The organism is Thiococcus pfennigii, from assembly GCF_016583835.1.
Taxonomy (GTDB): Bacteria; Pseudomonadota; Gammaproteobacteria; order Chromatiales; family Chromatiaceae; genus Thiococcus; species Thiococcus pfennigii.
This window is the reverse complement of record NZ_NRRW01000012.1, coordinates 33,884-56,578: the sequence shown is the minus strand read 5'-3', so window position 1 is coordinate 56,578 and position 22,695 is coordinate 33,884. Positions and strand designations below refer to the sequence as shown.

Genomic DNA, 22,695 nt, shown 5'->3' with positions numbered 1-22,695 from the left:
CATCCATCACCGCGGCGACGAGGGCAATGGGGCCCAGCGTGGACCGGTGCGGACCGGAACCGCTGGCTGGCGGTCGCCTCGCCGCGGCCGACAGCGGCGGCGCCGTCGCGCTGGACCCATCCAGGGGCCGAACTGCTACCATAGGCGGCCCGTCGCCCTTCCCCTAGAGCCGCCCGCATGACCGCAACCAAGCGCCGCGCCGCCGCGCCCGCGATCCCGCCGCTGAGGCCCCCGGAGCTGCGCGCTGCCGTGGGGCTGGCCGGCATCGTTGCGTTGCGCACGCTCGGTCTCTTCCTGATCATGCCGGTCTTCGCCATCTACGCCGGCGAGTTGGCCGGTGCGACGCCGCTCGGCATCGGCCTGGCGATCGGCGCCTACGGGTTGACCCAGGCCCTGCTCCAGATCCCGTTCGGGGTGCTCTCCGACCGCATCGGGCGCAAGCCGATGATCTACGCGGGCCTCGTGCTCTTCGCGCTGGGTAGCGTGCTAGCGGCCTTGGCCGAGAGCATCGAACTCGTCATCATCGGGCGGGCGATCCAGGGCAGCGGGGCGATCGCCGCCGTCGTCATGGCGCTCACCGCGGACTTGACGCGCGAGGCGGTGCGGGTGCGGGCGATGGCCGGCATCGGCGTCAGCGTCGGCCTCACGTTCGCGATCTCGCTCGTGCTCGCCCCGACGCTGGCCCACTGGATCGGGCTGTCGGGCCTGTTCTGGTTGACGGGGGCCTTCGCGATCGCCGGTATGCTGATCCTCGCGCTGGTCGTTCCGGACCCGCAGCGCTCGGTCGTGCACGGCGACCTGGAACCGGTACCGGGCCAGCTCTGGGGAGTGCTGCGCCGGCCAGACCTGCTGCGCCTCGATCTCAGCGCCTTCCTGTTGCACATGGTGATGACGAGCCTGTTCCTGGTCCTGCCGCTGGCCCTGGTCGCCGCCGGCCTGGCGCCGGCGCGCCACTGGCAGGTCTATCTGCCGGTCGTGCTCGTGGCGCTGGCGAGCATGGTGCCCCTGATCCTGTTCGCCGAGCGTCCGGGACGGGCCAAGCCGGTCCTGGTCGGCGCCGTCGCGGCCTTGGCGGGGACCCTCGTTGGCCTGCTCCTCTGGCACGCGAGCCTCTTCGCGCTCGGTGCCTGGTTGGTCGTGCTGTTCACCCTGTTCCACCTGCTCGAGGCGATCCTGCCGTCGCTGGTCGCCAAGCGGGTGCCGGCCGGCGTCAAGGGCACGGCGATGGGTGTCTACACCATGTTCCAGTTCTCCGGGGTCTTCGCCGGCGGGCTGCTCGGCGGCTGGCTCTACCAGGCCCACGGGCAGGGCGGCGTCCTGCTCGCCTGCGCGGTGGCGGCCCTGCTCTGGCTGGCGATCGTCGCCTCGCTGCGCGGACCGGCGGGCGACGCTGCGGCCGCTGCCGGCGCGGGCCCGACCTGAGCGGGCTGCGCCGCGTGCCGGCGTGCGGTGCGCCGGCCGGTCTTCGATAATCTCCGGGAGGGCGGGCATCCCGGTCCTGTTCGGGCACCTGGGCCCTTGCGAGGTGCCCTTCGATCATAGATTTCAGATGAGGCCGCCGGCGGCGGCCGCGGAGGCAAGCGATGTCCAAAGGAAGCGTCAACAAGGTGATCCTGATCGGCAACCTCGGGGCCGACCCCGAGGTGCGCTATACGCAGGGCGGCAGCGCGGTCGCCAACGTCCGCCTGGCGACCTCCGAGCAGTGGCGCGATCGCAACACCGGCGAGCCCCAGGAGCGCACCGAATGGCATAGGGTCGTGTTCTTCGGCAAGCTCGCCGAGATCGTCCAGCAGTATCTGCGCAAGGGCTCGAAGATCTACGTCGAGGGCAAGCTGCAGACCCGCAAGTGGCAGGACCAGAGCGGCCAGGATCGTTATATGACCGAGGTGGTCGTCGACATGAACGGGACCATGCAGATGCTCGACGGGCGGGCGGGCGGCGGCTCCTCGGTCCCGTTCGACGACGGCCCGCCCGCCCAGTCCGGCGGCCGCGGCTCCGGCAGCGCGCCCCAGGGCCAGGCCGGTTACGGTGGCGGCTCAGGCGGTGCCGGCGGCGGGGGCGGGCAGGGCGATGCGGCGCCGAACCGCAGCTACGATGACTTCGACGACGAGGTGCCCTTCTGACGACGTGCCCTTCTGACGAGGTGCCGCCCCGGCCGGGCGCCGTGGCCCTGTTCGCCCCGGCGTGCAGGGATTACTATCGACCCGAGACCGGGCCTGGGGTGCGCCGGGACGAGGTGGTCCTCGTCCGTCGATCGCTCAGGTGGCGGCCCGCCCCGATCAGCGGGGTGGGCTCGCCGCCCTGCACGGCCTGCCGCTAGGGCGCCCGGGCGCCTACCTGTTTCTGAAGGGGATCGCCTTTAATGACCGCGTTGACCACCAAATCGCCCCGCCTCCTCCTCATCGGCGCCAATGGCCAAGTGGGTTGGGAGCTGTGTCGGACCCTGGCCCCGATCGGGCGGGTCATCACCGCCTCGGTGGAGAAGGGCACCGACTATTGGGTCGACCTCGCCGACTCGGAGTCGGTCAGTCGCCTGATCCAGGAGACCCGGCCCGATGCCGTGGTCAACGCCGCGGCCTATACGGCCGTCGACAAGGCCGAGACCGAGAAGGCCATCGCCCAGCGGATCAATGCCGATGCCCCGGGCATGCTCGGGGCGCTGCTGAAGGACTGGGGCGTCCCGATCATCCACTACTCGACCGATTTCGTCTTCGCCGGCGATACCAGCCTGCCTTACAAGGAGGACGACCCGACCGGCCCGCTCAACGTCTACGGTGCGACCAAGCTCGAGGGCGAGCGCCGCCTGCTGGCCTCCGGGGCCAACGCCGTGATCCTGCGCACCGCCTGGATCTATGGCGCCCGCGGCAGCAACTTCCTGCTGACGATGCGGCGGATGTTCGCCGAGAAGGAGGAGCTGCGCATCGTCAACGACCAGACGGGTTCGCCGACCTGGAGCCGGATGCTCGCCGAGGTCACCTCGCTCGTGCTGCACCGCCTGCTGGTCGGCGAGCTCGAGGTCGAGCGGGTCAAGGGGGTCTACCATGTCACCGGGGCCGGCCAGGCGAGCTGGTACGACTTCGCCTGCACCATCCTCGGCACGCGTGGCGATCAGTGTCGCCTGCGGCCGATCTCCAGCGCCGAGTACCCGGCGCCGGCCCGGCGTCCGGCCTATTCGGTGCTCGACAACACCAAGATCTGGGAGACCTTCGGCATCCAGTTGCCCGATTGGCGCCAGTCGTTGCGCCAGTGCCTGGAGGAGCTGCGTTGAGCGCAGCCGAGACACCCGCGCGTCGCCCCGTCATGGTGGGGCGACGATGACGCGCGCCGTCGTCCTCTTGAGCGGCGGGCTCGACTCGGCGACGACCCTGGCCGTTGCCCGGGCCGACGGCGTCGAACCCTACGCCTTGTCGTTGCGCTACGGCCAGCGCCACGCGCTCGAGCTGCGTGCGGCCGCGCGCGTCGCCGCGACGCTCGGCGCCGCCGAGCATCGGGTCATGGACCTCGACCTGCGCTGCATCGGCGGTTCGGCCCTGACCGCCGATATCGCGGTGCCCAAGGGCCGCGACCCGGCGCAGATCGCCGACGGCATCCCGGTCACCTATGTCCCGGCGCGCAACACCATCTTCCTGTCGCTCGCGCTCGCCTGGGCCGAGACGCTCGGCACCGGCCTCATCTACGTCGGCGTCAACGCCCTCGACTACTCGGGCTATCCGGACTGTCGGCCGGAGTTCATCGCGGCCTTCGCGGCGATGGCCAACCTGGCCACGGCCGCCGGGGTCTCGGGCGGTCAGCGCGTGGAGATCTGCACGCCGCTGATTGCGCTCTCGAAGGCCGAGATCATCCGCCTCGGGACCCGCCTCGGCGTCGATTACGGGCTGACCAGCAGCTGCTACGACCCGGGCCCCGACGACCGCCCGTGTGGACAGTGCGACTCCTGTCTGCTGCGGGCCAAGGGCTTCGCCGAGGCCGGTCTCGCCGACCCGCTCCTCGCGCGCCACGGGGCGGCCCGATGAGCGAACGGCTCTTCCAGGTCGCCGCGGCCCCGTTCGAGGCGGCCCGGCGGGTCGCGATCCTGCCGGCTGGGCATCGCGCGCGGCGCCTGCATGGCCACAGCTTCATCGCCCGGGTGCGCGCCGAGATCCCGCCTGGTTGGGCGGCCTGCCCCGGGGGCGAGGTCGACGCGTTGGCGGCGGCGCTCGGCGAGTGCGTCGCGCGCCTCGACTACCGCGACCTCAACGAGCACCTGCCGGTGCCGACCGACGAGAATCTGGCCCGCTGGCTGCGGGATGCGCTCGGGGTGCCGGGGCTCGCGTCGGTCGGCATCCAGAGCACGCGCGAGCAGGGCGCCGATCTCGATGGGGGCGACCACGTCCACGTCTGGCGCCGGTTCCGCTTCGAGGCCGCCCACTGGCTGCCCCGCGTCGCGGCCGACCACCAGTGCGGGCGCCTGCACGGCCACGGCTTCGAGGTCATCCTCCATGCCGACCAGGACCTGGCCGGCGACGACATGGGCATCGACTACGACCGGCTCGCCGCGCTCTGGGCGCCGCTGCACGACGAGCTCCACCAGGCCTGTCTGAACGACATCCCAGGGCTCGAGAACCCGACCAGCGAGCTGCTCGCCCGCTGGCTCTGGCAGCGCCTGAAGCCGCAGTTGCCGGCCCTGTCCTGGGTGAGCGTCTACGAGACCGCGACGGCCGGCTGTCACTACGACGGCGAGCGGTTCCGCATCTGGAAGGAACTGCGCTTCGAGGCCGCGCTCCAGCTGAAGCGCGCGCCGACTGGCGACCCGCGTCGGCGCTGGCACGGGCACAGCTATCTGCTGCGTCTGCACCTGACCGCGCCGCTCGACGAGGTGCTCGGCTGGACCGTCGACTACGGTGACGTCAAGGCCTTGTTCCAGCCCGTCTACCAGCGGCTCGATCACCACCCGCTGAACGCGCTGCCGTACCTCGGCGATGCGGACCCGGCGGGCCTCGCCGCCTGGATCCGCGAGCAGGCGGCCGCTGCCCTGCCGCAACTCGAGCGCCTCGATCTGCACCAGACCCCGGGTTGCGGGGTCCTCTTGAGCTGGGGCGAGGGCGGCCCCGCACTGCCGCTCTGAGGTCGTTCACCGTCGGCCCCGTCGCGCGGCGGGTCTGCGGGCGCGGAGCATCGTGCCCGCCGGTCGTCCCCCCGGCCCCGGTCAGCGGGAACCGGACCCTCAGGTCGGTGCCGCCTCGCCCCGCGCCTTGGCGATCAGACCGTCGGCGATCGCGAGCAGATCGCCATAGGTCTTCGCCCCCTCGCCGACGACGACGTAGCGCCCGCCGACCGCGAGCGTCGGCACGGCGTTGATCTGATAGGCCGCGGCCAGTTGGTTGGCGCGGGCGAGGCGGGTGTGCGCGCCGAAGGAGTTGAAGGCGGTGGCGAACGCCTCGCGATCGACGCCCTGTTCGGCGACCCAGTCGGCGATCGCCTCCTCGGTGAAGAGCCGCTTGCGCTCCTCGTGCAAGGCATCGAAGAACGCCTGGTCGAGCCGCCCCAGTTCGCCCAGCTGATCGAGTGCGAAATGCAGGCGCGCCAGGTTCTCCCAGGGACCCCGGCCGAAGGTCACCGGCACACTGCGCAGGGTGACGTCATCGGGCAGCGATGCGGCCCACTCCTTGACGAGCGGGTGGAAGTGCCGGCAATGCGGGCAGCCGTAGGAGAAGAACTCCAGTACCTCGATCTGGCCCGGCGCGTCGCCCGGCTGCGGGGGCGAGACCGCACGCCAGTCGCGGCCCTCTTCGAGCGCTGCGGCCCCCGCGGGCGCCCAAGCGGGCAGCGCAGCCGTGCCGAGTGCGGCGATCAGGCACGAGTTGAAACGGCGTCGGTTCAGGGTCATGGGCCTCTCCTCCAGGTCGAGATGCGTTTTTTCGGAAAAACAGTCAATCGGCACCGCCGAGAAGGGGTGCGGCCTGCAAGCGATGTGATCTGTTCAGCCCCCGATGTCGGGTTACGGCGCGCGCGAGCCTGTTCCCGCTCAGCGATCGCCGTGCGGGCGCGCCTAACCCGACCTACGCGGCCGTGCCGATATTCGCCGGCCCGTAGGTCGGGTTAGCCCCCTGGGGGCGTAACCCGACTTCGACGCCCGAATCGCGTCGCGCGTCCTTGGATCCGTCCCTTAGGGGCGCGGCGCGGCGGAAAGTTTCCCGCCCGGTCATCACAGCTCCTGCGACGCGAAGTCCGCCAGCCGCGAGCGCTCGCCGCGCACCAGGGTGATGTGCCCGCTATGGCGCCAGCCCTTGAAGCGGTCCACGACATAGGTGAGGCCGGAGCTGGTCTCGGTCAGGTACGGGGTGTCGATCTGCGCGATGTTGCCGAGGCACACCATCTTGGTTCCCGGGCCGGCGCGCGTGATGAGGGTCTTCATCTGCTTGGCGGTCAGGTTCTGGGCCTCGTCGAGGATGATGTACTTGTTGAGGAAGGTGCGCCCGCGCATGAAGTTCAGCGACTGGATGCGGATGCGGTTGCGCACCAGGTCCTGGGTCGCGGCGCGGCCCCAGTCGCCGCCCTCGGTCTGGGTGAGGACCTCCAGGTTGTCCATCAGGGCGCCCATCCAGGGCGTCATCTTCTCTTCTTCGGTGCCCGGCAGGAAGCCGATGTCCTCGCCGACCGGGACCGTCACGCGGGTCATGATGATCTCGCGGTAGGCATTGCGCTCGAGCACCTGGGCGAGGCCGGCGGCCAGCGCCAGCAGGGTCTTGCCGGTGCCGGCCGGCCCGAGCAGGGTGACGAAGTCGAGGTCCGGGTCCATCAGCATGTTGAGCGCGAAGTTCTGCTCGCGGTTGCGGGCGTTGATCCCCCAGACGTTGTGGCGCGCGCTGCGGTAGTCCTCGACGAGCTCGATGACCGCCTCCTCGGGGCTCGGCTTGTCGTGCACGATCGCCTCGAAGCTCTCATCGCCCTCGATCGTCAGGCACTGACTCGGGTACCAGTCGAGCAGGTCGGTGCCTTTGACCCGGTAGAAGGTGCGGCCCTCTTCTTGCCAGGAGTCGAGCGCCTTCTCGTGGCTGTCCCAGAAGTCGGCCGGCAGGACCTCGTGGCCTGTGTAGAGCAGATTGACGTCGTCGAGGACCTTGTCGTTGATGTAGTCCTCGGCCGGGAGCCCGAGCACCGTCGCCTTGATCCGCAGGTTGATGTCCTTGGAGACGATGATGACGGTGCGTCCGGCGTCCTGGGCCTGCAGGGCCTGGGCGGTGGCGAGGATGTTGTTGTCGGCCAGCGTGCCCGGCAGCGAGGTCGGCAGCGAGGGCTCCATCAGGCTCGTCTGGAAGAAGAGCCGGCCGGTGGCCGGGGCGATGTAGCCGCCGCCGTTCTCGCTCAACGGACTGATCGGCAGGCCGTGGTCGATCGCCTCCTTGGTCGCGTCGCGCATCAACTGATCGAGGAAGCGGCTGACCTGGCGCACGTTGCGCGCGACTTCGGACATGCCCTTCTTGGCGGCGTCGAGCTCCTCGAGCACGGCCATCGGCAGGAAGATGTCGTGCTCCTTGAAGCGGTAGAGGGCGGTCGGGTCGTGCATCAGCACGTTGGTATCGAGGACGAACAGGCAGGGCTTGTCTTCTTGGCGCTTGATCATGACGGGTGCGGGTCAGCGGGTCGTCGCCCGGCCGGCGAGCGGCGGGCGCGACGGGAGTGTGGAAGGGGGGCGGTCGCGGCGCAGCCCACGCTCGGGCGCCTAACCGGCGGCGAGCCGCTCGACGGCGGCCAGGACCTCGGCCACATGACCCTTGACCTTGACGCCGCGCCAGGCCGCGCGCAGCGTACCGTCGGTATCGATGAGGAAGGTGCTGCGTTCCACGCCGCGGCTCTCCTTGCCATACATCTTCTTGACCTTGATGACGTCGAAGGCCTGGCACAGGGCCTCGTCGGTATCGGCGATCAGGTCGAACGGAAACGACTGCTTGGCCTTGAAGTTCTCTTGGGCCTTGAGGCTGTCGCGCGAGGCGCCGAGGACCGCCGTCTGGTGGGCCGCGAAGTCGCTCGCCGCGTCGCGGAAGTCCTGCCCCTCCTGCGTGCAGCCCGGCGTGTTGGCGCGCGGGAAGAAATAGAGCACGAGGCGCTGGCCGCGGTAATCCGACAGCCGCACCGTCTTCTCGCCGGTGGCCGTCAAGGCCAGGTCCGGTACCCGGTCACCGATCGCAAGCGTCATCGTCGAGACCTCTCTGGCGGGTGGGTGAAGGGAGGCGGCGGGCGGGCGCCAGCGGACTTCCGGCAGGGCCAGGACGGCCTCGGCGCAGCCCCCTCGGCGCAGCCCCAGGCGGCCGGCGGCTCAGCCCTTCAGCGGCTCGAGCACCGCGTCGAGGTTCAGCCCATCGCAATAGTCCATGAACTCCTCGCGCAGCCCGGCGATGTGCAGGTCGGCCGGGATGCCGACGGTCATGTGCACCGAGAACATCGGCGTGCCCGTGTGGGCCGCGGCATAGGTGCTGGTGGCCATGTCCTCGATGTTGATGTTGCGCTCGGCGAAGAAGGCGGCGAGGTTGTTGACGATGCCCGGGTGGTCCATCGCCACGACATCGACCGCGTAGGGCAGCAGGTTCTTGCCCGTCGCGCGTTCGCCGGTGCGTTTGCAGAGCACCGTCATGCCGAGCTGGCGGCCGATCTCGGGCAGCCCGTTCTCGACCTTCGCGAGGGCGTTCCAGCGCCCCTCGACCAGCAGCATGGCGGCGAATTCCCCGCCGAGGACCGTCATGCGACTGTCCTCGATGTTGCAGCCGTAATCGAGAATGGCGCGCGAGAGCTGATTGACTAAGCCGGGGTGGTCTTCGCCGAGGGCGGAGATGACGAGAAAGGTCTTCTGCGTGGCCATATCCGAATATCTGCAAGCTCGCAAGGCTGGGGCCGAAGCCGATAGGGTCTTGGAGTGTAGCACGCGCGTCGCGCGGCCTTGAAACCGCCGTGCAGGGTTCGCTCAGGTCCGACCCTGAGGTATCCCAGGAAAAAAGGCCTAAACCGCCGTGGCGTAGGTCGACTGACCGACGGAAGCCGGCGCTCGCAAGCTGAGCCATCTCGCCGTCGCGCGGCTGACTGGGAGCGCCGGCTTTCCAGCCGGCTCGTCGCCGTCGCGGCTCGATGCCGCGTCGGCGGCGTCTGGGCCGGTAGAAGGGCACGTGCGCAGCGGCCATCCAGCCGCGCCTATCGGTGATCTCCTGGCGCCAGCGCCGCAGGTCGCGCGCCGGGGGCATCGAGCCCCCCGCGCGCGAAGCCGGCTGAAAGCCGGCGCTCCCAGTTCGTAGCTCCCAGTTCGTACTGACTCGCCGTCGAGGCCGATCTTGTGGGGATACCTCTCGGGGTCCGACCTGTTCTGCGGCCCTCTTCGTCGGCGTCGAGCGGGTGCATGGCGTCCCCTGAGCGGCCGACTGCGCGCCGCAGGGGCCGGCTTGCCGGCGATTGGCTGCACGGCTGCGCCCCGGAATCGCCCGCCCGGATCGCCAGCCCGGATCGCCAGCCAGCGGGCCCCTACCGGCGCAGGCGCCGCCGGCGGAAGCCGCCGCTCCGCCTCGTCTGAACTCTCCCGCTGTTCAGCACGGATCCGGCTTGGGCGGCCGGTCGGCGCGGGTTGTCACTCGCGAATGGCCCAAGCTAACATGCAGTTTTGCGACTTGGGAGTCCAAGCCATGTTTCGCGGCAGTATCGTGGCCCTGATCACGCCGATGCACCCAGACGGGACCGTCGCCGAGGAGAGCCTGCGCCGGTTGGTGGATTTCCATGTCGAGCAGGGCACCTCGGCGATCGTCTCGGTCGGCACCACGGGCGAGTCGGCGACCCTCGATGCCCGCGAGCACTGCGAGGTCATCCGCCGCACCGTCGAGTACGCGGCCGGGCGCCTGCCGGTCATCGCCGGTACCGGCGCCAACGACACGCGCGAGGCGATCCACCTCACCGCCTGTGCCAAGGCGGCCGGCGCCGATGCGGCGCTCCTCGTCACACCCTATTACAATAAGCCGCCCCAGGAGGGCCTCTACCGCCATCACAAGGCGGTCGCCGAGGCCGTCGACATCCCGCAGATCCTCTACAACGTGCCGGGCCGCACGGCCTGCGACCTGTTGCCCGAGACGGTCGCGCGCCTCGCCGAGGTGCCGAACATCGTCGGCATCAAGGAGGCGACCGGCGACCTGGAGCGCGTCCCGCGGCTGCGCGAACTCTGTGGATCGGGGTTCGCCCTCTACAGCGGGGACGACGCGACCGGCTGCGAGTTCCTGCTGCGCGGCGGCGATGGGGTCATCTCGGTCACGGCGAACGTCGCCCCGCGCGCGATGCGCGCCCTCTGCGACGCCGCCCTCGCCGGCGATCGCGCCGCGGCCGAGGAGATCGACGCCCGGCTCGACGGTCTACACCGCAAGCTCTTTGTGCTGGCGAACCCGATCCCCGTAAAATGGGCGATGGCCGAGCTCGGTTTGGCGCCGACCGGTATCCGACTGCCGTTGATCTGGCTGCCTGAGGACCTCGAACCCCAGGTGCGCGAGGCGATGGCCCAGGCCGGGGTGATCTGACCCGGGCCACCCGGCCCCTGCCCGTGGCGGGCAATGGCATTCTCTCCTTACGAGGATTCAACGAAATCCATGCGCAAACCGCACCGACTGGGGGCCCTGATGCTCATCGGACTGCTGCTGGCCGGCTGCGGCTCGTCCGAGTTGAAGAATATCGCCCCCGACCAGCGTCTGGCCTACAAGCGCCAGCAAGAGGCCGCCGAGAACCTCGAGATCCCGCCGGATCTGACGACGTCGACCTTCGACGACGCCCTCGACATCCCCGCGGCGGGCGGCGGCGCGACGACCTACTCGGAGTTCGAGGGCCAGCGCAGCCGCCGCCAGCAGATGGCCGCGACCACGAGCGGCGCCGTGCTGCCCGAGGTCAAGGGCGTCGAGCTGCGTCGCGAGGGTGGCAACCGCTGGCTCGAGGTCGAGGCCAGCCCGCAACAGGTCTGGCCGAAGGTCGTCGCCTTTTGGCGCGAGCAGGGCATCCTGCTGGTCGACCAGGACCCGACGACCGGCACCATGCGCACCGACTGGCTCGACAACCGCGCCGAGATCCGCCGGGACTTCGTCACCAACGCGCTGCGCAAGGTCGTCGACGGTCTCTATGCGACCTCGACGCGCGACCAATACCGCGTGCGCATCGAGCCTGGGCTCACGAGCGGTACGACCGATCTCTACCTGACCCATCGGGGTATGGAGGAGCGGCTGGTGCGCAATACCGCCGGCGAGGGGGCCAACACCATTTGGGAGCCGGCCGGCAGCGACCCGGATAAAGAAGCCGAGATGCTGCGCCGGCTGATGATCTATCTCGGCGTCAGCGAGCAGGGTGCCAAGCGGATGATCGCCCAGGGCGCGCAGGAGCCCTCGCTCGCGCGGTTGGTCGCCGGCACCGGAGGTCCGGAACTGGTCATCGCCGAGGAATTCCGCCGCGCCTGGCGGGTGGCGGGGCTCGCCCTTGATCGGGTCGGCTTCGCCGTCGAGGACCAGGACTACACCAACGGCGTCTTCTTCGTGCGCTACGCCGACACGGACAAGGCGCCCGAGAAGAAGGGCTTCGTCTCCAAGCTTGCGTTCTGGCGCGGCGAGGGCGAGGACGGGGTCGCCAAGTATCAGGTGAAGCTGGTCGGCAGCGGCGAGGAGACGCGGGTGACCGTCCTCGACGCCGCCGGGCGGCGCGAGCAGTCCGAAACGGCCGAGCGCATCCTTCGCCTGCTCCAGGAAGAGATCCACTGAGGCCGGGCAGTGTCGGCCCCGGCCGCTTGGCGGTCGGGGCGCCGCCCCCTTGGCGTCCTCAGGCGCTGCCCGTGGCGTCCGTCATCCCGCCCGGGTCCGCCTCGGGCTCGGCCGTATACCTGTAGTGTTTGACCTGCCGGCGGATGTTGCGCTGGATGACCACCCCCAGCACCTGCCACTCCAGCCCTTTCAGATCGATCTGCGGATAGAGCGGATTGCAGGCGACGAGCCGCTCACCGTCGGCGTCGTGCCGGTACTGGCGCAGCCAGCGCACGCCCTCGACCTCGACGAAGACGAACATCCCGTCGCGGCAACGATCGGTCGGCTCGACGATGATCACGCAGCGATCGGGCAATTCGGGTTCCATCTCGTCGCCCAGGACCTGGAGCGCGAAGGGCTCGTGGAGGCTGCACCCGGGGCCTTCCAGCGGCGGGCGTTCGGTGGCGGGTTCGGACATCGGCGTTTCCTCGTCGGGGGTGGCAGGGCGGGGGTGGCGGTGCGCGCCGCGCCCGCGCAGGACGTCATGATCGCAAACGAGCCAGGGCCATTGCCATGCTGAAGCCGCCGCCAGCCACCCACGGCATCCACGCCGACCGCCGCGACTGGCACAACCTGCGTGCGATGTTGCCCTACCTCTGGGAGTTCCGCGGTCGGGCGGCCCTGGCGCTCGCGTGCCTGGTGCTGGCGAAGCTCGCGAATGTCGGGGTGCCGCTGACGCTCAAGGCGATCATCGACGGCTTCGACACCGCCGAGGCGCAGGCGCTGATCCTGCCGCTCGGCCTGCTGCTCGGCTACGGCGCCCTCAAGCTCTCCTCCGCCCTCTTCACCGAACTGCGCGACGTGGTCTTCGCCCGGGTGCGCTACCGGGCGATGCGCCGCCTCTCGACCCGGGTGCTCGCCCACCTGCACCGGCTCTCGCTGCGCTACCACCTGGAGCGCCAGAGCGGCGCCATCAGCCGCGACCTCGAACGCGGTACCCGCTCGGTCGCAACCATCCTCAACTACCTGGTCTTCAGCGTCATCCCGGTCCTGGTCGAGCTCTCGCTGGTCGTCGCGATCCTGCTGACCCAGTACGCGCTGATCTTCACGCTGGTGACCTTCGTCACCGTCGTCATCTACGCCGCCTTCACCTTCGCGATCACCGAGTGGCGGATGGACTACCGCCGCCAGATGAACCGGCTCGACTCGCGCGCCAACTCCCAGGCCTTCGACAGCCTGATCAACTACGAGACGGTCAAGTACTTCGGCAACGAAGGCATGGAGCTGGAGCGCTACGACAGCACCCTCGGGCACTGGGAGGAGATGGCGGTCAAGAGCCAGGGCTCGATGTCGCTGCTGAACTTCGGCCAGGGCGCGATCATCGCCGTCGGCGTGACCGCGATCATGATCTTCGCCGCCCGGTCGGTCGTCGCCGGGGAGATGACGATCGGCGACCTGGTCCTGGTCAACGCCTTCCTGCTCCAACTCTTCATCCCGCTCGGCTTCCTCGGCATCGTCTACCGCCAGATCAAGTACGCGCTGGCCGACATGGACCTGGTCTTCAAGCTGCTCGAGCGCACCCCCGAGATCACCGATCGCCCCGCGGCGAGCCCCCTCGCGCTCGCCGGCGGCGAGGTCCGCTTCGAGCGGGTCGACTTCCACTACCAGCCCGAGCGACCGATCCTGCATGGCGTCGACTTCAGGATCGCGCCCGGCGCCAAGGTCGCCGTCGTCGGCCACAGCGGGGCCGGCAAGTCGACCTTGGCGCGACTGCTGTACCGCTTCTACGATGTCGCCGGCGGGCGCATCCTGATCGACGGCCAGGACATCCGCGACGTCACCCAGGCGAGCCTGCGCGCGGCGATCGGCATCGTCCCGCAGGACACGGTCCTCTTCAACGACAGCATCTGGTTCAACCTGGCCTACGGCCGCCCGGGCGCGAGCCGCGCGGAGATCGAGCGTGCCGCCGAGATGGCCCACATCCGCGCCTTCATCGAGTCGCTGCCGCAGGGCTGGGAGACGGTCGTCGGCGAACGGGGGCTGAAGCTCTCGGGCGGCGAGAAACAGCGCGTCGCGATCGCCCGGGCCATCCTCAAGCAGCCGCGGATCCTGGTCTTCGACGAGGCGACCTCCTCGCTCGACAGCCACACCGAGCAGGCCATCCAGCAGACCCTCGCCGAGGTCGCGGCCAACCACACGACGCTCGTCATCGCCCACCGGCTCTCGACCGTCGTCGACGCCGACCGCATCCTGGTCATGGACGGCGGGCGCATCGTCGAGCAGGGCACCCACCGCGAACTCCTCGCCGCCGCCGGCCGTTACGCGGCCATGTGGGAACTCCAACTGCGCGAACACCAAGCGACCGACCCGACCCGTCTGGCCAAGCCGCTCGCCGAGTGAAGTCGTACGTCGGGTTAGTCGCAGCGCAACCCGACGCGGCGCACGGGCCATTCGCTGTAGGTGCGGCTTCAGCCGCACAAAGGCCACGGCCCGGGCGGATGGTGTTGCGGCTGAAGCCGCACCGGTGCTTTACGTGAGCCCTGATCACCAGCCAGGACCGTCGGGTGAGGCGCGCCGGCACGGCGGTCGCCGACAAAGAACATGCCCGTGCGCGCCGTAACCCGACAGGGGCCTCAGAGGGCGCCACGGTGTCGGCCGTCGGGTTACGCCCCCGCGGGGGCTAACCCGACCTACGGGCTCGAGCGGCGCGGGGTGGAGTTGAACGATGGTCCGACGCGCCCGGCGCGGGTCCGCCCGTTCGCGGAGCCCGCGCTCTGGCCACGGGATCCGCCGGTGCGCTTTCGCCGGCAGATCCCGACTGCCTGGATCGAGATCGCGATCCGCGAGGGGCGCAATCGCCAGGTGCGGCGGATGACGGCCGCGGTCGGGTTGCCGACGCTGCGCCTCGTGCGCCTCGTGCGCCTCGTGCGCCTCGTGCGGGTCGCGGTGGGGCGCTGGGGGCTCGATGGGCTCTTGCCCGGGGAGTCCCGGTTGCTCGAGGTGCGGGGGCCGGATTGAGGCTCTGAGGTCGGCGGGTTGCGGCGCGCGCCCTGATACCGGTGCCGCAGCCCAGGTCGAGCACGGGTGCGCCAGGCGGCAGGGCGAGGCGCCTGAGCATCAGGCGTCGCTCCTGATCCTCCATCCGGGCGCCGCGCGGGGTCGCGTACCGGGCGTGGCAGTCGGCGAGGCGATCGCTCAAGGTCCCCTCATCAGGTCTTCGGGTCGTCGCGGCGCGCGTCGGCGAGCCGCGGGGCGTCCTCGGAGGCCACCTGGCCGAGACAGGCGCCCAGAGCGAGCCGGGTGCGTTCCGCGATGAACGCGGGCGATAGGCGCCGCTGCGCGAAGAGCAGGTGCTCGTGCGCGGCTCGGTCGAGATAGAGCAGATCCGTCGGGGCCGGGTCGAACGGCCGGCGGCTGACGCGGGCGATGCGTCCGAGATTCACCCCGCGGCCATCATCGAGCAGGAGCAGGTGCGGGGCCAGCCCGCGCGAGGGGTCTGGGCGTGGGAAGTCGATGACCCCGAGCAGTTCGTGGGGCGTGGCGCCGATATGCACGCCGAGCTGGATGGCGCTCTCGATCAGCTCGACCAGGTAGATGGTCTCGCCGACCGCGGCGCGCAGCCGCTCGACCTGGCGGTGATAGCCCGGCGACGGCCACAGATCCCGCTCCTCCGGGGGAGTCGCCGCGTTGGCGCGGGCGTCGCTCATCGCGGTGACGAGGTGGCCTCGGCGCGCCCGGTCAGCGCCCGCCAGGCGGCGATGAGCGCTGCCGCGGCGGTGGCGAGTTCGGCACCGGTCGTCTCGGCGCCCAGGCTCAGACGCACCGTCCCGAGCGCCCGCGCCGGTGCCAGCCCCATCGCGGCCAGGACCCCGCTGACGGTGGCCTCCCCGGCGTGACAGGCCGAACCGAGCGAGGCGGCCAGGACCGGGGTGCGGGCCAGCAGGGCAGCACCGGTGACCTCTGGGAAGGCCAGGCTCAGCGTGTTGGGCAATCGCTCGGCGCGATGGCCATTGAGCGACAGGCCGGAGATGGCTGCCGCCAGCTCGGCATGCAGGCGGTCGCGCTGGCCGACGAGCCGTTCGGCGAGCGCCGGCAGGTGGGCGGCCGCCAAGGCCGCCGCTGCGCCGAGCCCCACGGCATAGGGGATGTTCTCGGTGCCGGGGCGCAGCCCGCCCTCCTGTGCGGCGCCGAAGAGGATGGGCGCGAGCGGTGTGCCGGTGCGCCGATACAGGGCACCGATACCCTTGGGCGCGCGAAACTTGTGCCCCGCGAGCGTCAGCAGGTCTACGCCGAGCGCGTCGACATCGACCTGGATCTTCCCGGCCGACTGGGCGGCGTCGCAGTGGAAGAGGGCGCCCCGGACCCGCGCGAGCGCCGCCAGCTCGGCGATCGGCTGGATGGTCCCGACCTCGTTGTTGGCGTGCATGATCGACACCAGCACTGTGTCCGGGCGCAGCGCGGCGGCGAGCGCCTGCGCCGCGCCGAGCAGGGCCAGGTTGTTCGCCTCGGTCGCCGAGGCCGTGAAGAGGGTCTCCGCGGGCGCGGCGCCGATCAGCGCGGCGACCTGCGCCCGCGCCAGCGCGTCCCGCGCGGCCCGCCCAGGGGGATGCGCGCTCGTCGGGTTGCCGAAGCCCTCACGCAGCCAGGGCAGCATGGCCTCCAGCACCTGTGGCGCGACCGGCGTGGTGGCGTTGTGGTCGAGATAGACGATGTCTGACATCACCGTGGCCTGTCGTTCGTCAGGGGCCTGCGGTTCGAACCAACGCGGGCGGCGTCCCGGTGCCCCTCGCGATGCCTCAGGACTAGACGCCTCGTCGGCATCGCCCGCCGCTCGTTCAGAAGGTCAGCACCTTGTCGCTGTCGACCACCCACTCGGCCAACGCGGCCATGGTGGAGGACTCGGCACCCGCGAAATAGGGGTGATTCTTGTAGATCCCGCAGCGCGCCATGCAGGTGCCGCACACCTGCACCGGCACCCCGCGCCCGATCAGCTCCTTGAGCATCTGGGAGAGATCCTGGTCGTAGTGCTCCGGCGCCTTGCAGGCATCGCGCGCCAGATCGACCGCGTCGTTCATCAAGAAGATACGCACGCCCTGGCCCTGATCGGTCAGGGTCTTGGCTAGGCGCAACGCGTTCCAGGTGACGTCCGTGTTGTCGTAGGGCTCGCGGTTGAGAATGATCAGGATGCTCATGGTCGCCCCTCTCCTATCCGGCTGTGGCGGGTGATGGCCGTTGCCGACGGCGCGGAAACGACTGGTGGCGATGTGGCCGTCGAGCGCGGCCTATGCCTCCAGTCGCTCGACGGACAGGCCGTGCGCCAGCCATTCGTTGACGCCGTCCTCGATGCGGGCGGCGCGAAAGCCCCGTGTGCGCAACAAGGCCACGGCCTGTTCGGACATCAGACAGAACGGCCCACGGCAATAGGCGACGATCGGGACATCGGCCGGCAAGGTCTCCAGCCGGTCTTCTAGCTCATCGAGCGGTATCGAGCGCGCATGGGGCAGGTGGGCGCTGCGATACTCGGTCTCCGGGCGCACGTCGAGCACCAGTACCTCGCCCCGCTGGGCCTGCTCCAGCAACTGCTCGCGGGAGACCCCGGTCAGCTGCGCCTCGGCGTCGATCAGTTGCGCCAGGGCCAGCCGAAGCTCCACCAGATGGGTCTCGGCAACGTCGCGCAGGGTCGCCAGCAAGGCGCCGACATCGGCCCCGCTCGCGCGGTAGACCATGAAACGGCCCGCGCGCCGGGCCACGACCAACCGCGCCTCCCGAAGCGCCTTCAGATGGGCGCTGACCAGCTTGACATCGTCGCCAGATTCGCGCGCCAGGGACTCCACCGTCTTCTCGCCCTGCGCCAGCAACTCCAGCAATTCCAGCCGCTTCGGGCTCGACAACGCCTTACTGATCCGAGCGACTTGCTCATAGAGCAACGCCTTGATCTGCGGTTTGTTCATTGCGGTTTGTTCATTCGCGCATTCCAAATAGTTTTGGAATGTTGGCCAAGCACGTCCTCCGCCAACGGCACCACGCGGGGCGTTGACCCGAATCTCCGCGGCCGGCCGGCGGGGAGTGCTGACCAGGTGCTGTCCGACGCCGATCGGCCCGGTCGGGCATGAGCCCGGCGTACGGTCTGCGGCCCGCCGTGCGACCTTGGGCCGCCGCCAGACGACCGACGGCTTCGGCCGCGGCCGGGTCGGTCAGACGAGCTGGTGCTGTGCGCGCATGGCGCGGTAGACGATGTCCGAGACCTGGCGGATGACGTTGCCGCGCGAGGAGATCCAGGTGCCGTAGGAGTTGGCGCGGTTCGTCTTCTGGATGATGCCGATGAAGGTGTAGGGGTAGCGGCGGCCGTTGCGGTCGTGTGCCTCGATGATGCCCATGTCGCCGCATAGGTGGGCGGTGGAGCCCGTCTTGTGGTAGACGCGCACCGAGTCTGGGATGGTGGCCACGCTGCGGGCCATGCGGTCGCGATTGGGGAGCGCCATCAGGTCGCGCAACTCGCCGGCGTAGGGCAGGCGGTCGTTCCAGAGCGCCCAGAGGAAGCGGCTGTAGTCGCGGGCGGAGGCGAGGTTGCGGTAGGTGCGCCCGCCGTTCGGGATGCGCTCGACGATGCGCGTCTGCTGGAAGATGCCGGCGGCGTTGTTCTTGAGCACGCGCTCGACGTCTTGGGCGCCGCGGCCGTAGCTGTGTTGGCTGACGAGGTCGATGAGGCGGTTGGTCGCCCAGTTGTTGCTGTGGCAGATCATGTGTTCCATCAGCCGGCGGATCTCGCTCGTGTAGCGGATCCGGCCACCGGAACTCTCGACCAGGTAGAAGTAGGCCAGCGCGATGAAGGGCTTGATCATGCTGGCGGCTTGCAGGGGCGTCTCCTCGTTGATCGAGACGAGTTTGGCGCTGCGGGTGAAGTCGTACACGGACCAGGCGGTGCGTTCGTCGCTGCTGATCTTGCCTTGGCGACGCAGTCGTTGAATGTAGTCGTTGACCTGGGCCTCGAGCGAGGCGGTGGGCTGTGCGGCGACCGGCAGCGAGGGCGCGACCCACAGGAGGCCGAGTGCGGCGGCGCCGGTCAGGAGGTCGCGCCGTGTCGTCGAGAATCGCTCGTCGACGTTCGGCCCGTCGGTTGTCGCCTTGTCCGGCTCTGCCATGATCTGTCTGCCCCTTCGCCGTCGGCGCCTCGGCTGTTTGGCGATGCTGTGGACGACGGCGATCCGTCTGATTCTTCGTGGGTTTCGTCGACGGGGGCGGGAGGTTCGTCGGGACGCCGCCGTCGGCGTGGTGCCCGCCGTGTCGCGACGGATTCCAGCGCGTCACTATCCGTCGATTTCGGCGATGATGAAGTTTAGGCAGCAAGCCATGGTGTGGCAAGGTTTTTCCTGGATCAGCCGACCGTCTTTGCGAGCGACTTGTCGGGCGCTCTCCAACGGGGCGGCGAGCAGCATCCGGGGTGGCGCAGGGTGGCCGGCAACGCAGCCCCGCCGAGGCCGTGCTGTCATTTGCCGGGCGGTAGGGTTGGCCCTCGGGGCGTAACCCGACCTGGCTGCGCCCGTAAGGGGCGGCTTGCCGGCGATGGGTGGTCCGCCGTCCGGAGCGCCCAGCGGGCCCCGTCGGTCGCCGCGTCTGTGTGCGTTCGCTGATCGGAACGGATTTGCCTTGTCGCCGAGTTGGTTGGAGCTGGGGCACGGTCGTGCTAGCCTCGCTGCCTTGGCGAGCGGCCGTCATCGTGACGCGCCGGGCGGTGACTGAGATTCGAGGCACAGTGGCACAATGTTGAAAGAGTGGTCGGACGCGTATCGGATCGGCATCGCCGAGATCGACGAGCAGCACCAGGGGTTCTTCGATGCGGCGCATCGCCTCTACGAGGCCATCGTGGATTTCAAGGGAAAAGAGGTCGTCGCCGAGGTGGTCGCCTTCATGCGGGGCTATGCCGAGCGGCATTTCAAGACCGAGGAGGCCTTCATGCGTCGCCACGCCTACCCGGGGCTCGATGCGCACATGAAGGAGCACGTCGCCTTCTTCCTGCGCCTGGAGGAGCTGGAGCAGGATCTGACGCTGATCGGCCCCAGCCAGGGCCTGGCCGATCGGGCCCTCGACATCACCCAGGATTGGCTGATCGACCACATCGCCGACGAGGATGTCTTGTACGCGCTGCACGTCAAGGCCGGCGCCCCGGCGGCCGGCGGCACCGTGACGCCCTTGGCGCGGCCGGCGAAGAGTCCGAACGACACCTAGGAAGGATTCCACGACAAGCGGCACGACTCGGCGACCGATCGGTTACCGATGTCGGGTTACTAGCCCAAGCTCGTGTGTTCGTCGCGGGGGCTGCCGACCGATTCGCTGTAGGTGCGGCTTCAGCCGCAACGCAACGCGCCCACGGCCCTAGTGCCTCGCTCCAGAATACCGAGACCGCGTTCATGTCGCCCTCTGATGCGGGCTCCTACCGCGCGCCACGCGGGGGATTGCAGGCAGCGACGCGCGGTCTCGGGAATTCTGCCGTCTTGCCCTAGCCTGCCTGCGGCTGAAGCCGCACCTCCAGTGCTGGGCTGGGCCGGTGGGCGTCGTGTCTCGGTCGCCTCGCCGACGCGCTCACTCGAGGATCCCGAGCAGGGCGCGCCCGACCCCGGCCAGGCTCTCGCCGGCGATCAGGCCCGAGGCGGCGGCAATCAGGAAGCGCTCGGCGAGGGAGGTCCGCCAGCGCGTCAGCAGGGCGCCGATCAGGCTGCCGAGGCACATGGTCAACGAGAGCGAGGCGGGGATCACCATCGCCAGGCCGACGGCGGGCATGCTCGGTAGCCACCGGGCGCCGTGGCGGTGCTCGAGGATCGAGATGACGATGCCGAGCGTGCCGGCGACGGCGACCGCCGCGAGGGCGCTCGCCGGGATCGACCCGAGGCCCGCGCTCAGGGTCTCGGCGACGACCTTCCAGGTCGCGACCGCCGGGGCCGGCCACTCCTCCGTGATCAACATCGCCCCCGGGTCCGGGATCAGGCGCAGGTAGACGAGGCTGCCGACCAGGCTGCCGGTCGCCACACCGAAGACCTGGGCGATGATCTGGCGCTCGGGCGGGGCGCCGATCGCCTGGCCGACCTTGAGGTCGTTGAGGAGGTCGGCGCTCTGCCCGGCGGCGCCGCCGGCGACGTTGGCGCCGATCAGGTTCGAGGTCATGTCGCCCGGGGCCGTGACGCCGGTGCCGAGTTGCGAGACCTTGCCGATCGCGCCGATCGGCGGGATGCCGGTCTCCCCGACGACGCGTGAGGCGACCATCGCGAGCAGGAAGGCGATCGGCACCGCGAGCGTCGCGATGACCCAGTGGATGCCGAAGATGCCCACCTGGGCGATGACGACCAGGGCGCTCGCGAGGCCGAGGCCGAGCAGGCGCCACCGGGCGGCGCCGTCGCGCGTCGGGCCGGGGACGGCGGCGCCCCGGCGGTGCGTGCCGAGCGCGTGCAGCGCGAACTTGGTCAGGGCCGAGGCGACCATCAGCGAGACCCCGGGCCAGAGGAGCCACTCGATCATCGCCGGGAACCAGCTCGCGCTCGGGTCGGCCGGCCCCGGGGTGATGAAGCCGGCGGCGAGGCCCCAGGGGCCGAGCAGGCCCCAGGCGACGATGGCCCCGATGAGCAGCGAGAGGCCGGCGCGCGGGCCGATGATGGCGCCGAAGCCGGCCAGCATCAGCGACGGGTCGAGGGTGAAGGTCAGGTTCTTGGCCGTGATGCCACCGTGGCCGACCAAGGCGCCGCCGGCCGGCAGCGTGAAGCCGAGGCTGGGGCGCGGTAGCGCGAGCGGGCCGCTGTCGAGCCATTTGAGGGTGCCGGCGACGGCCGTGGCGGTCAGCAGCACGCGCAGCTTCAGCGCGGCCTCGCGCCCCTCGTTGAAGATCTCGAGCAGGGTCTCGGCGGTCGCCCGCCCGGTCGGGAAGGGCAGGCCCGAGCGCAGGAGGAGTGAGTCGCGCAGGTACCAGGCGACCCAGATGCCGAGGAAGCTGACGACGAAGACCCAGGCGATCAGTTGCGGCGCCGGCAGGTTCGCACCTGTGAGGATCGCTAGGGCCGGGATCGGCGCGACCAGGCCGCCGGAGATGATGTTGGCCGACGAGGAGGCGGCCGTCTGGGCGATGTTGCCCTCGCCGCGGGTGAGTGCCCGGGCCAGGCCCAGGCGCGCGAGCAGGCCCCAGAGGCCGGCGCCGAGCAGCAGGGCGATGATCGAGATGTTGAACGACCAGCCGATCTTGAGCCCGGAGTAGACGTTGCACGGCGTCAGCAGGGCGCCGAAGAGGACCCCGGTGGCGATGGCGCGGATGGTCAGGTGGCGCTGCGACATCGGCCCATCCTGCCAGCCCGGGCGGCCTTTTTGAAGGCCGATGGGCTTGTCAGGCGTAGGGCGGGAAAGCGAAGCGCATCCCGCCGCTGATGAAGCGCCCCCGCCGCTGCCGAAGCCGCGTAGTTTGCGCAGCGCGCCCCCCGCGCTCGCGACCCCGCCTCCCCTCATCCACAACATCATCGCCTCACGCGGCCGATGGGGGCTGTCGCGGTGTGCGCGACGATCTAGACCCGTGAATGGCGGGATGCGCTGCGCTTTCCCGCCCTACGTTCTCGGCGTGGGAGCCGGCTTGCCGGCGATCCGGCGCGGGCCGGCGTCCGCGGTCAGCCTCGGTTCGTCGGCGCCGTCGGGTCGAGCCAGACTTGGCCGTCGGCGAGCGCGACCCGGTAGGTCGCGATCGGCGTATCGGCCGGCTCTTCGAGCGGCCGGCCGCTCTTCAGGTCGAAGCGGCTGCCGTGAAGCGAGCACTTGATGCGCCCGCCCTCGAGGCAGCCGTAGGAGAGGGGGAAGTCCTCGTGGCTGCACAGGTCCTCGACCGCGTACCAGTCCTCGCCGACGTGGGCGACGAGGAAGGCGCGCCCGGCGATCTCGACCTTGGTGAAGCCACCCGATGGGATATCGGCCGCCCGGGCGACCGCGACGAAGGGGCTGTCCATCGCGCCCC

At 70.2% G+C, this 22,695-nt stretch carries 21 protein-coding genes and 1 pseudogene; 10 read left to right on the top strand and 12 right to left on the bottom strand.

Annotated features, from left to right (window positions below; genetic code table 11):
- Positions 1-177 precede the first annotated feature (177 nt).
- The 5 genes from CKO41_RS06150 (at position 178) to CKO41_RS06130 (ending at position 5,104) form a co-directional block, all read left to right on the top strand.
- Positions 178-1,422, top strand: a complete 1,245-nt coding sequence (locus CKO41_RS06150) for an MFS transporter (RefSeq protein WP_200381561.1) — start codon at positions 178-180, stop codon at positions 1,420-1,422.
- Between the two features lie 161 nt (positions 1,423-1,583).
- The gene (gene ssb / locus CKO41_RS06145; protein WP_200381560.1) at positions 1,584-2,123 is read left to right on the top strand and encodes a single-stranded DNA-binding protein; all 540 of its coding nucleotides are present in this window, start codon (positions 1,584-1,586) and stop codon (positions 2,121-2,123) included.
- 239 nt (positions 2,124-2,362) lie between these two features.
- Positions 2,363-3,268 carry a dTDP-4-dehydrorhamnose reductase gene (rfbD, locus tag CKO41_RS06140; RefSeq protein WP_200381559.1) on the top strand — a complete coding sequence of 302 codons (906 nt, stop codon included), beginning with the start codon at positions 2,363-2,365 and terminating at the stop codon, positions 3,266-3,268.
- A gap of 46 nt (positions 3,269-3,314) precedes the next feature.
- Positions 3,315-4,013, top strand: coding sequence for a 7-cyano-7-deazaguanine synthase QueC (gene queC / locus CKO41_RS06135; RefSeq protein WP_200381558.1), 699 nt, complete (start codon positions 3,315-3,317; stop codon positions 4,011-4,013).
- Positions 4,010-5,104: a 6-carboxytetrahydropterin synthase gene (locus tag CKO41_RS06130; RefSeq protein ID WP_200381557.1), complete on the top strand. Its 1,095-nt coding sequence runs from the start codon at positions 4,010-4,012 to the stop codon at positions 5,102-5,104. The genes queC and CKO41_RS06130 overlap by 4 nt, the downstream gene beginning before the upstream one ends.
- Positions 5,105-5,203: 99 nt before the next feature.
- On the opposite strand, the gene CKO41_RS06125 is transcribed toward CKO41_RS06130, so the two are convergent.
- The 4 genes from CKO41_RS06125 to CKO41_RS06110 form a co-directional block, all read right to left on the bottom strand.
- Positions 5,204-5,866 carry a thiol:disulfide interchange protein DsbA/DsbL gene (locus CKO41_RS06125; protein ID WP_200381556.1) on the bottom strand — a complete coding sequence of 221 codons (663 nt, stop codon included), beginning with the start codon at positions 5,864-5,866 and terminating at the stop codon, positions 5,204-5,206.
- A 318-nt stretch (positions 5,867-6,184) separates the two neighbouring features.
- The gene (locus CKO41_RS06120; RefSeq protein WP_200251737.1) at positions 6,185-7,603 is read right to left on the bottom strand and encodes a PhoH family protein; all 1,419 of its coding nucleotides are present in this window, start codon (positions 7,601-7,603) and stop codon (positions 6,185-6,187) included.
- Between the two features lie 99 nt (positions 7,604-7,702).
- Positions 7,703-8,176 (bottom strand): peroxiredoxin, encoded by a 474-nt coding sequence (locus tag CKO41_RS06115; protein ID WP_200251736.1) that lies wholly within the window; start codon positions 8,174-8,176, stop codon positions 7,703-7,705.
- Positions 8,177-8,296: 120 nt separating this feature from the next.
- Positions 8,297-8,836, bottom strand: coding sequence for a glycine cleavage system transcriptional repressor (locus CKO41_RS06110; RefSeq protein ID WP_200251735.1), 540 nt, complete (start codon positions 8,834-8,836; stop codon positions 8,297-8,299).
- Between the two features lie 808 nt (positions 8,837-9,644).
- On the opposite strand from CKO41_RS06110, the gene dapA reads away from it, so the two are divergent.
- Together dapA and bamC are read left to right on the top strand one after the other, a co-directional pair.
- On the top strand, positions 9,645-10,520 hold the full coding sequence (gene dapA / locus CKO41_RS06105) for a 4-hydroxy-tetrahydrodipicolinate synthase (RefSeq protein ID WP_200251733.1): 876 nt from the start codon (positions 9,645-9,647) through the stop codon (positions 10,518-10,520).
- A 69-nt stretch (positions 10,521-10,589) separates the two neighbouring features.
- A complete protein-coding gene (gene bamC, locus CKO41_RS06100) occupies positions 10,590-11,738 on the top strand; it encodes an NlpB/DapX family lipoprotein (protein ID WP_242464012.1) in 1,149 nt (382 codons plus the stop codon).
- Positions 11,739-11,796: 58 nt separating this feature from the next.
- Here the strand turns inward: bamC and CKO41_RS06095 are convergent, their stop codons facing one another.
- Entirely contained in the window at positions 11,797-12,195 is a 399-nt protein-coding gene (locus CKO41_RS06095) for a S24 family peptidase (RefSeq protein ID WP_200381555.1), read from the bottom strand.
- A 95-nt stretch (positions 12,196-12,290) separates the two neighbouring features.
- On the opposite strand from CKO41_RS06095, the gene CKO41_RS06090 reads away from it, so the two are divergent.
- A complete protein-coding gene (locus CKO41_RS06090) occupies positions 12,291-14,117 on the top strand; it encodes an ABCB family ABC transporter ATP-binding protein/permease (protein ID WP_200381554.1) in 1,827 nt (608 codons plus the stop codon).
- Positions 14,118-14,420: 303 nt separating this feature from the next.
- A pseudogene (locus CKO41_RS06085) lies at positions 14,421-14,735 on the top strand (pseudouridine synthase family protein); the annotation flags it as partial.
- A 191-nt stretch (positions 14,736-14,926) separates the two neighbouring features.
- Here CKO41_RS06085 and CKO41_RS06080 read toward each other — a convergent pair.
- The 5 genes from CKO41_RS06080 to CKO41_RS06060 form a co-directional block, all read right to left on the bottom strand.
- Entirely contained in the window at positions 14,927-15,424 is a 498-nt protein-coding gene (locus CKO41_RS06080; RefSeq protein WP_200381553.1) for a hypothetical protein, read from the bottom strand.
- On the bottom strand, positions 15,421-16,437 hold the full coding sequence (locus CKO41_RS06075) for a cysteine desulfurase family protein (RefSeq protein WP_200381552.1): 1,017 nt from the start codon (positions 16,435-16,437) through the stop codon (positions 15,421-15,423). The genes CKO41_RS06080 and CKO41_RS06075 overlap by 4 nt, the downstream gene beginning before the upstream one ends.
- Positions 16,438-16,552: 115 nt before the next feature.
- The gene (locus CKO41_RS06070) at positions 16,553-16,909 is read right to left on the bottom strand and encodes a DsrE/DsrF/TusD sulfur relay family protein (protein ID WP_200381551.1); all 357 of its coding nucleotides are present in this window, start codon (positions 16,907-16,909) and stop codon (positions 16,553-16,555) included.
- A 90-nt stretch (positions 16,910-16,999) separates the two neighbouring features.
- Complete coding sequence (locus CKO41_RS06065; protein WP_200381550.1) at positions 17,000-17,668, bottom strand: ArsR/SmtB family transcription factor; 669 nt, start codon at positions 17,666-17,668, stop codon at positions 17,000-17,002.
- Positions 17,669-17,911: 243 nt separating this feature from the next.
- Entirely contained in the window at positions 17,912-18,859 is a 948-nt protein-coding gene (locus CKO41_RS06060) for a serine hydrolase (protein ID WP_200254334.1), read from the bottom strand.
- A gap of 619 nt (positions 18,860-19,478) precedes the next feature.
- Between CKO41_RS06060 and CKO41_RS06055 the strand changes: the two genes are divergently transcribed.
- Positions 19,479-19,943 (top strand): bacteriohemerythrin, encoded by a 465-nt coding sequence (locus tag CKO41_RS06055; protein WP_200254336.1) that lies wholly within the window; start codon positions 19,479-19,481, stop codon positions 19,941-19,943.
- Positions 19,944-20,297: 354 nt separating this feature from the next.
- Here CKO41_RS06055 and CKO41_RS06050 read toward each other — a convergent pair whose 3' ends face one another.
- Complete coding sequence (locus CKO41_RS06050; RefSeq protein ID WP_200381549.1) at positions 20,298-22,031, bottom strand: OPT family oligopeptide transporter; 1,734 nt, start codon at positions 22,029-22,031, stop codon at positions 20,298-20,300.
- Between the two features lie 323 nt (positions 22,032-22,354).
- The gene (locus CKO41_RS06045; protein WP_200381548.1) at positions 22,355-22,687 is read right to left on the bottom strand and encodes a Rieske (2Fe-2S) protein; all 333 of its coding nucleotides are present in this window, start codon (positions 22,685-22,687) and stop codon (positions 22,355-22,357) included.
- Between the last annotated feature and the right edge of the window lie 8 nt (positions 22,688-22,695).

Coding starts and splice junctions, on each gene's coding strand:
- CKO41_RS06150 (WP_200381561.1), top strand. CDS start 178: ATGACCGCAACCAAGCGCCGCGCCGCCGCGCCCGCGATCCCGCCGCTG.
- ssb (WP_200381560.1), top strand. CDS start 1,584: ATGTCCAAAGGAAGCGTCAACAAGGTGATCCTGATCGGCAACCTCGGG.
- rfbD (WP_200381559.1), top strand. CDS start 2,363: ATGACCGCGTTGACCACCAAATCGCCCCGCCTCCTCCTCATCGGCGCC.
- queC (WP_200381558.1), top strand. CDS start 3,315: ATGACGCGCGCCGTCGTCCTCTTGAGCGGCGGGCTCGACTCGGCGACG.
- CKO41_RS06130 (WP_200381557.1), top strand. CDS start 4,010: ATGAGCGAACGGCTCTTCCAGGTCGCCGCGGCCCCGTTCGAGGCGGCC.
- CKO41_RS06125 (WP_200381556.1), bottom strand. CDS start 5,866: ATGACCCTGAACCGACGCCGTTTCAACTCGTGCCTGATCGCCGCACTC.
- CKO41_RS06120 (WP_200251737.1), bottom strand. CDS start 7,603: ATGATCAAGCGCCAAGAAGACAAGCCCTGCCTGTTCGTCCTCGATACC.
- CKO41_RS06115 (WP_200251736.1), bottom strand. CDS start 8,176: ATGACGCTTGCGATCGGTGACCGGGTACCGGACCTGGCCTTGACGGCC.
- CKO41_RS06110 (WP_200251735.1), bottom strand. CDS start 8,836: ATGGCCACGCAGAAGACCTTTCTCGTCATCTCCGCCCTCGGCGAAGAC.
- dapA (WP_200251733.1), top strand. CDS start 9,645: ATGTTTCGCGGCAGTATCGTGGCCCTGATCACGCCGATGCACCCAGAC.
- bamC (WP_242464012.1), top strand. CDS start 10,590: ATGCGCAAACCGCACCGACTGGGGGCCCTGATGCTCATCGGACTGCTG.
- CKO41_RS06095 (WP_200381555.1), bottom strand. CDS start 12,195: ATGTCCGAACCCGCCACCGAACGCCCGCCGCTGGAAGGCCCCGGGTGC.
- CKO41_RS06090 (WP_200381554.1), top strand. CDS start 12,291: ATGCTGAAGCCGCCGCCAGCCACCCACGGCATCCACGCCGACCGCCGC.
- CKO41_RS06080 (WP_200381553.1), bottom strand. CDS start 15,424: ATGAGCGACGCCCGCGCCAACGCGGCGACTCCCCCGGAGGAGCGGGAT.
- CKO41_RS06075 (WP_200381552.1), bottom strand. CDS start 16,437: ATGTCAGACATCGTCTATCTCGACCACAACGCCACCACGCCGGTCGCG.
- CKO41_RS06070 (WP_200381551.1), bottom strand. CDS start 16,909: ATGAGCATCCTGATCATTCTCAACCGCGAGCCCTACGACAACACGGAC.
- CKO41_RS06065 (WP_200381550.1), bottom strand. CDS start 17,668: ATGAACAAACCGCAGATCAAGGCGTTGCTCTATGAGCAAGTCGCTCGG.
- CKO41_RS06060 (WP_200254334.1), bottom strand. CDS start 18,859: ATGGCAGAGCCGGACAAGGCGACAACCGACGGGCCGAACGTCGACGAG.
- CKO41_RS06055 (WP_200254336.1), top strand. CDS start 19,479: ATGTTGAAAGAGTGGTCGGACGCGTATCGGATCGGCATCGCCGAGATC.
- CKO41_RS06050 (WP_200381549.1), bottom strand. CDS start 22,031: ATGTCGCAGCGCCACCTGACCATCCGCGCCATCGCCACCGGGGTCCTC.
- CKO41_RS06045 (WP_200381548.1), bottom strand. CDS start 22,687: ATGGACAGCCCCTTCGTCGCGGTCGCCCGGGCGGCCGATATCCCATCG.